Source organism: Hyella patelloides LEGE 07179, assembly GCF_900659865.1.
In the GTDB taxonomy this organism is placed as follows: Bacteria; Cyanobacteriota; Cyanobacteriia; order Cyanobacteriales; family Xenococcaceae; genus Hyella; species Hyella patelloides.
Genome location: NZ_LR214079.1, coordinates 1 through 7,460, shown reverse-complemented (window position 1 = coordinate 7,460; position 7,460 = coordinate 1). Strand labels below are relative to the sequence as shown.

Here is a 7,460-nt window from a genome sequence, read left to right as displayed (position 1 = left end):
GCACTCAATCACTACGCTTACTGTCCCCATCGCTGCGGTCGAATGTTTTGTGCGGGAGATTTTATTGATAATCATTACACTATACAAGGAACAAGTTTACACGAAAGAGTTCATACAGTTAGTGAAGAAAATCGAGAAAATACTTGGCAAGTAAGAGCAATTTGGCTCAAGTCGGAACAATACCAACTTATAGGCAAATCAGACTTGATTGAATCCGATAGAGGCGAAATTTATCCTATTGAATACAAGCGGGGGAAGAAAGATGATTGGTCAAATGATGCTCTACAAGTATGCGGACAGGCTTTGTGCTTGGAAGAAATGACTGGGAAAATTATTACTACTGGTTATGTTTATTATGCTCATTCCCATCAACGTCAGCAGGTAGAGATCAATAAAGATTTAAGAAAAAAAGCGATCGCCACAATCTCAGCCATTCAAACCATGATGGCAACTGGAAAAATGCCACATCCAGTTTACAAACCTCGTTGTAAAGGATGTAGCCTTTATGCTCGCTGTCTGCCTCAAGCAGCTAAGAAGGTTGAGAGATATAAGGAATAAGATTTTGCCCCCTAGCCCCCAATTTTGGGGGAATAAAATTAGAAATAAACTAAATTATGGGAACAGTATATATTACTCAAGAATACAATTCATTTATCGGTAAAACTGACGAGAGACTAACGGTAAAGGCGGACAAGAAAAAATTACTCGATGTGCCACTAATCAAAATTGATGGTTTAGTAATTATGGGACAAGCTACCATATCTCCTGCCGTAATTAACGAACTGTTAGAAAGAAAAATTCCTCTCAGTTTTGTCACCGCTACGGGAAGATACAAAGGCTGTTTGCAACCAGAATTAACCAAAAATATTTTTGTCAGAAAAGCTCAATGGTTGGCTGCGGGAGAAACAGAGTCAGCAATTCATTTAGTACGGGGTTTTGTCAGAGGCAAATTAAAAAACTATCGCCAGCTTTTAATGCGTCGTCGTCGCGAATATCCAGAATTGGATTTAGATAAGGGAATTACTAAACTAGAACAAACCATAGAACCAATAGATCGAACAAATAATATTGATTCATTAAGAGGATTAGAAGGTGCAGGAAGTGCTGCTTATTTTGGTTGTTTTAATCAATTAATCAAAAATCCTAATTTTACATTCAAATCTCGCGTTCGTCGTCCACCAACCGAGCCAATAAACTCTTTATTGAGTTTAGGCTATTCATTACTACGTCACGATGTTCAAAGTGCAGTAAACATTGTTGGTTTCGATCCCTATTTAGGTTATCTCCACTATCAAAGATATGGTAGACCATCACTAGCTTTAGATTTGATGGAAGAATTTCGCCCTTTAGTAGTTGATGCAATGGTTTTGAATGCTATCAATAAAGAAAAGCTAACTCCTGATGACTTTACTAGCGAACCTTTAAGTAATGCTGTTTCTTTAACTAAAGAAGGATTAAAAATATTTCTGCGTCTCTACGAACAAAAGAAGCAATCCAAATTTAAACATCCTGTTCTTAAACGTCAATGTACTTATCAAGAAGCCTTTGAAATTCAAGCGCGATTTGTAGCTAAATATTTGATGAAAGAAACGGATAAATATCCACCATTGATTTTAAAATAATTTATGTTTGTCATAGTTAGCTACGATATATCTGAAGATAAACGCCGAACTAAAATTCATGACATTCTTAAGTCTTTTGGTCAGTGGATGCAGTATAGTTTGTTTGAATGCGATTTAACCAAGACTGAATATGCTAAATTGCGATCGCGTCTCAATAAAATAATTAATCCTGAAACAGATAGTATTCGCTTTTATTTTCTCTGTGGTTGTTGTCAGAATAAAGTAGAACGTATTGGTGGTGAAGCTGTTCGAGATGATACTGTTTTCTTTGCCGAGTAGAATATTGGCGCGGAAGGATAGATGTAGAAAATGCTTAAGTTCCCAAAATCTCTGAAGTTATTGCAGCATCTTGCTTTGAGTGTAATCAAGCTGATTTCGGTGCCGCGCACTATACGGAGTAAAGCTTTCAGCGATTTCGACTCTATTTTTCTATTTCTTTGTGCTATTATCAACCCAGTACCGCGCCAATGCACCTTGAAAATCAAATATATCAGGGGTTTTGTCATACCGTTGTTTAAACGAAAATTAATTCCTAAGAGGAATTGAAACTAACCATGGGTGTAATTAAAGCTTATTGCCCCGAACGTTTAAACGAAAATTAATTCCTAAGAGGAATTGAAACAGATAACCTTCGGAGATTAATCGAGTGAGTATCTCAGTTTAAACGAAAATTAATTCCTAAGAGGAATTGAAACTAATCTTGCGCTCAAGTTTACTATAATCAGGAGCGTTTAAACGAAAATTAATTCCTAAGAGGAATTGAAACAGGATTGGCTTGCTAAATATCAAGCTGCGACAACATTGTTTAAACGAAAATTAATTCCTAAGAGGAATTGAAACTCTGACTCTTCTTCGCCCCTAGTTGCTTCAACCGTTTAAACGAAAATTAATTCCTAAGAGGAATTGAAACATTAAGAAATTTCGGGAGTCTTAAAGCGAAAGCAAAGACTCGTTTAAACGAAAATTAATTCCTAAGAGGAATTGAAACTATCAACTTGCTCCTCAAATTGAGCGCACCATATTGTTTAAACGAAAATTAATTCCTAAGAGGAATTGAAACATAACCTTGCTGAAAGATGTTGTAGTCTGCTCCTTGGGTTTAAACGAAAATTAATTCCTAAGAGGAATTGAAACCCATTTTTAATAGATTCGCAAATAGAGGTAAAAGCGTTTAAACGAAAATTAATTCCTAAGAGGAATTGAAACTGCAAACTCTCCTTTTAATCCCACAGAAATTTCACGTTTAAACGAAAATTAATTCCTAAGAGGAATTGAAACAAGCACGATTTATTAATCAAAGGAATTAGCGCAGAGTTTAAACGAAAATTAATTCCTAAGAGGAATTGAAACCATCAAAATATTCTGGTGGTAGTTCAATCAGAATTGTTTAAACGAAAATTAATTCCTAAGAGGAATTGAAACTCAATAAAGATGCTACTTGGATCGAGAAATATCTTGTTTAAACGAAAATTAATTCCTAAGAGGAATTGAAACTTCTAGTTGAGAGCGTACTTGCTCTAAGGATTGTTGTTTAAACGAAAATTAATTCCTAAGAGGAATTGAAACTTTGAACTTAGGATAACCGCCAGCACCATCAAAGGTTTAAACGAAAATTAATTCCTAAGAGGAATTGAAACACAAAGGGATATTTCTTCTGAGGAGCATCTCGATTGTTTAAACGAAAATTAATTCCTAAGAGGAATTGAAACGCAACGGGAGCATCTAAATCTTTGACAAACCCTAATTGTTTAAACGAAAATTAATTCCTAAGAGGAATTGAAACCGTGTAAGTTTCTTTGGTTAACTCCCTAATTGAAGGGTTTAAACGAAAATTAATTCCTAAGAGGAATTGAAACAAGAATACTGGTAACAGAAGCTTGTATGACAAATGTTTAAACGAAAATTAATTCCTAAGAGGAATTGAAACCTCTAATGAACCAAACAAATACACTAAAAAAAGGGTTTAAACGAAAATTAATTCCTAAGAGGAATTGAAACGGTTATCGGTTAATTCTTTGATTTCTATCTCAGGTTTAAACGAAAATTAATTCCTAAGAGGAATTGAAACGACTAATGTGGGGATTATTAGCTCTTCTTCTTTCAGGTTTAAACGAAAATTAATTCCTAAGAGGAATTGAAACAAAACTAGAACTAGAAGTAGCAAAAGCCCAACAAAGTTTAAACGAAAATTAATTCCTAAGAGGAATTGAAACTCAATATTTTGTCTCCGTGAATATACTGTAGAATCATTGTTTAAACGAAAATTAATTCCTAAGAGGAATTGAAACCATAGACGACCCCATCCTCATCAACAATAGAATGTTTAAACGAAAATTAATTCCTAAGAGGAATTGAAACAAACATCGGGACTGACCCGCACGGGAGTCTCTTAGTTTAAACGAAAATTAATTCCTAAGAGGAATTGAAACGGTTACAGATTAGCGGTAGAGAACGGACGTACTGGTTTAAACGAAAATTAATTCCTAAGAGGAATTGAAACTGAACCCTGGCGTGTCGCCCAATCTTTGAATTTATCGTTTAAACGAAAATTAATTCCTAAGAGGAATTGAAACGACATAGCCTTAAGACTATGTGAATGAGGAAAAGTTTAAACGAAAATTAATTCCTAAGAGGAATTGAAACTTTTGTCACTTATGTCGATATAAACGGGAATCCTGTAGTGGGTTTAAACGAAAATTAATTCCTAAGAGGAATTGAAACTGAGTAGATTGATTGAAACCAGGAGTACTAATAATGTTTAAACGAAAATTAATTCCTAAGAGGAATTGAAACAAAACACTACGAATTAAAAAACCAATAATTACTGGTTTAAACGAAAATTAATTCCTAAGAGGAATTGAAACTTATACCTAAAATCTAATGATTAAAAACTTTGCTGGTTTAAACGAAAATTAATTCCTAAGAGGAATTGAAACAGGAAAAAGACAACAACAGAGATTTAGATTCTCGAGTTTAAACGAAAATTAATTCCTAAGAGGAATTGAAACTGCCTCCTGGAGGGGATAGAAATAGACAGTATCGAGTTTAAACGAAAATTAATTCCTAAGAGGAATTGAAACTTTGTAGATCAAACTACCGATAATGACAGCGTTTTCTGGGTTTAAACGAAAATTAATTCCTAAGAGGAATTGAAACTGTGAACTCAAACTAAAACCAATTATCGAATAAAATGTTTAAACGAAAATTAATTCCTAAGAGGAATTGAAACTAATAGCAATACGGACTCCCATTGCAACAACAACAGTTTAAACGAAAATTAATTCCTAAGAGGAATTGAAACAGAGATTGCCTATCGAGATGAAGATAATTACTTGTGTTTAAACGAAAATTAATTCCTAAGAGGAATTGAAACCACTAGATAGCCCTTGCCCCGATACTACTTATAAAAGTTTAAACGAAAATTAATTCCTAAGAGGAATTGAAACACTTAAATGGTAAGTGGTCAGCCATGATTGGTAGTGTTTAAACGAAAATTAATTCCTCTTAGGAATTGAAACAGAACCTTGGCGTGTCGCCCAATCTTTGAATTTATCCCAGGTTTAAACGAAAATTAATTCCTCTTAGGAATTGAAACTTGTTTTCGTTTAATCGGATTAGCACGATACAAAAGTTTAAACGAAAATTAATTCCTAAGAGGAATTGAAACGCTTTATTGCTCCCCGTAACAGTGGGATTGGTATTGTTTAAACGAAAATTAATTCCTCTTAGGAATTGAAACAAATTAGCAACCGAGCGTACCAGCACCTTTTGGAATGTTTAAACTTTAGTAGGAAAAAATTAATGGTAATTATTGCATTTCATCGATGATGGTAGCTAGATTAAAGTAAAGGTTGAATTAAAAAGAATGAAAAATACATTAATACAACATACATTCATTTTTGGAGATACATCCAAAATAAAATAATTTGATGTTATTAACTACCTAGCTTAATAATTAAAAAACTAAAATTAATTATTTTCCAAAACCACCACCACCAGGAGTTTCAAGTACAAAAATATCTCCTGATAACATTGTTTCCGTAGCAGTGCTATCTAATTGTTTAACCGCACCATCTTCTTTCATAACATAATTTTTACCTGCTTTTCCTGGTGTTCCTCCTTGTAAACCAAAAGGAGAGTTAACACGATTACCAGATAAAATTCCTGCGGTCATTTCTTCAAGGAAACGCACCTTTCTAATTACACCATTTCCGCCATTATATAGACCTTTACCACCACTATTTTTACGAATACTGAAGCTTTCCAATAAAACAGGATAGCGTAACTCTAATACTTCTGGATCGGTTAAACGGGAGTTTGTCATGTGGGTTTGCACTGCATCAGTACCGTGATAATTATTTCCTGCACCAGAACCTCCACAAATTGTTTCATAATACTGATACTTTTCATTTCCAAAAGTAAAATTATTCATCGTTCCTTGAGAGGCTGCCATAATTCCTAATGCACCATATAAGCAGTTGCTAATCTGTTGAGAAGTTTCCACATTTCCTGCGACAACTGCTGCGGGATAAACAGGGTTTAACATACAACCTTCGGGGATAATTATAGATAGTGGTTTGAGGCAGCCAGCATTTAAAGGAATACTATCGGTTACTAATGTACGAAAGACATATAGTACTGCTGCTTGAGTAACAGCAGAGGGCGCATTAAAGTTATTGTCTAATTGAGGTGATGTACCTGTAAAATCGATAGTAGCAGTACGATTATTTTTATCGATAGTAATTTTAATAGCGATCTTAGCTTCATTATCTAGCTGTACGGTAAATTCACCATCTTGCAAGACATCAATTACTTTTTTTACCGATTCTTCTGCATTATCTTGAACAAACTGCATATAGTCTTGTACGGTCTGGAGACCATACTTATCAACCATCTTTTGTAGCTCTTGTACTCCCCGATTATTAGCAGCAATTTGAGCTTTAAAATCTGCAATATTTTGCCCTATATTTCTTGCAGGATATTTATGATTGGTGAGAATTTCTCTTACTTGATGTTCCCGAAATTTTCCGACTTCTACTAATAAAAAATTATCAAAAAGTATTCCTTCTTCTTCTATATTTACACTATGGGGAGGCATTGAGCCAGGGGTAATGCCTCCAATATCTGCTTGATGTCCACGGGAAGCAACATAAAATAAAGGTGTGAGGGAATTGGAAAAGACTGGGGTAATTGCGGTGACATCAGGAAGGTGTGTACCACCGTTATAAGGATTATTCGATAGGTAAACATTATCTGGCTTAATATGGTCTTGCTTGTCTTTAATTAAGCTCAAAACACTCTCACTCATTGAACCCAAGTGAACGGGAATATGGGGTGCATTGGCTACTAACGAACCAGAGGAATCAAAAATAGCACAAGAAAAATCTAAACGCTCTTTTATGTTTACTGACACTGCGGTATTTTGCAGTACAATCCCCATCTGTTCGGCGATAAATTGATAGAGATTATTGAATATTTCCAAGCGTACTGGATCGGGTTGTGTTTTAGCGTTCATTATTTTATTGGGAAATCATAATTATCTTCAGGAAGAAGAATTATATATGTGCTGGAATCCGTAATATGAAGGTCTTGATAACTTGATTAATCAGCCTTAATGATTTACTTAAACTACTGTAATATAAAAAAATCGAGTAAAAATACGTAGGGATTTCTACTTTTTTAGTAGCTCCAAGCGCAAGTGGTTAAAATGTCTCAACACAAAACTGACAACGGCAAAAATCGATCCCAAGATTGGATGCTTGAAACGGATGTCAATTCCGAAGCAATCTCAATTGGCATTTCCCAGAATTCCCCTTTACTCAACTACAAGCAAAATAA

4 protein-coding genes and 1 CRISPR repeat array are annotated in these 7,460 nt (G+C 34.6%); of the genes, 3 read left to right on the top strand and 1 reads right to left on the bottom strand.

Features of this window, described 5'->3' with window-relative positions:
• The 3 genes from cas4 to cas2 form a co-directional block, all read left to right on the top strand.
• Positions 1-558 (top strand): CRISPR-associated protein Cas4 (gene cas4, locus H1P_RS29020; RefSeq protein WP_144874296.1); only part of this gene is annotated, 558 nt, incomplete at its 5' end.
• Positions 559-614: 56 nt separating this feature from the next.
• On the top strand, positions 615-1,622 hold the full coding sequence (gene cas1d / locus H1P_RS29015; RefSeq protein ID WP_144874294.1) for a type I-D CRISPR-associated endonuclease Cas1d: 1,008 nt from the start codon (positions 615-617) through the stop codon (positions 1,620-1,622).
• A gap of 3 nt (positions 1,623-1,625) precedes the next feature.
• Complete coding sequence (gene cas2, locus H1P_RS29010) at positions 1,626-1,901, top strand: CRISPR-associated endonuclease Cas2 (RefSeq protein ID WP_144874292.1); 276 nt, start codon at positions 1,626-1,628, stop codon at positions 1,899-1,901.
• A 233-nt stretch (positions 1,902-2,134) separates the two neighbouring features.
• Positions 2,135-5,361: a CRISPR direct-repeat array (repeat unit 37 nt; unit sequence GTTTAAACGAAAATTAATTCCTAAGAGGAATTGAAAC).
• A 234-nt stretch (positions 5,362-5,595) separates the two neighbouring features.
• Here the strand turns inward: cas2 and H1P_RS29005 are convergent.
• Positions 5,596-7,137 carry a hydantoinase B/oxoprolinase family protein gene (locus H1P_RS29005; RefSeq protein ID WP_144874290.1) on the bottom strand — a complete coding sequence of 514 codons (1,542 nt, stop codon included), beginning with the start codon at positions 7,135-7,137 and terminating at the stop codon, positions 5,596-5,598.
• Positions 7,138-7,460: the final 323 nt, after the last annotated feature.

Excerpts from the sequence above, each read along its gene's own strand:
- cas1d (WP_144874294.1), top strand. The coding sequence starts at position 615 with ATGGGAACAGTATATATTACTCAAGAATACAATTCATTTATCGGTAAA.
- cas2 (WP_144874292.1), top strand. The coding sequence starts at position 1,626 with ATGTTTGTCATAGTTAGCTACGATATATCTGAAGATAAACGCCGAACT.
- H1P_RS29005 (WP_144874290.1), bottom strand. The coding sequence starts at position 7,137 with ATGAACGCTAAAACACAACCCGATCCAGTACGCTTGGAAATATTCAAT.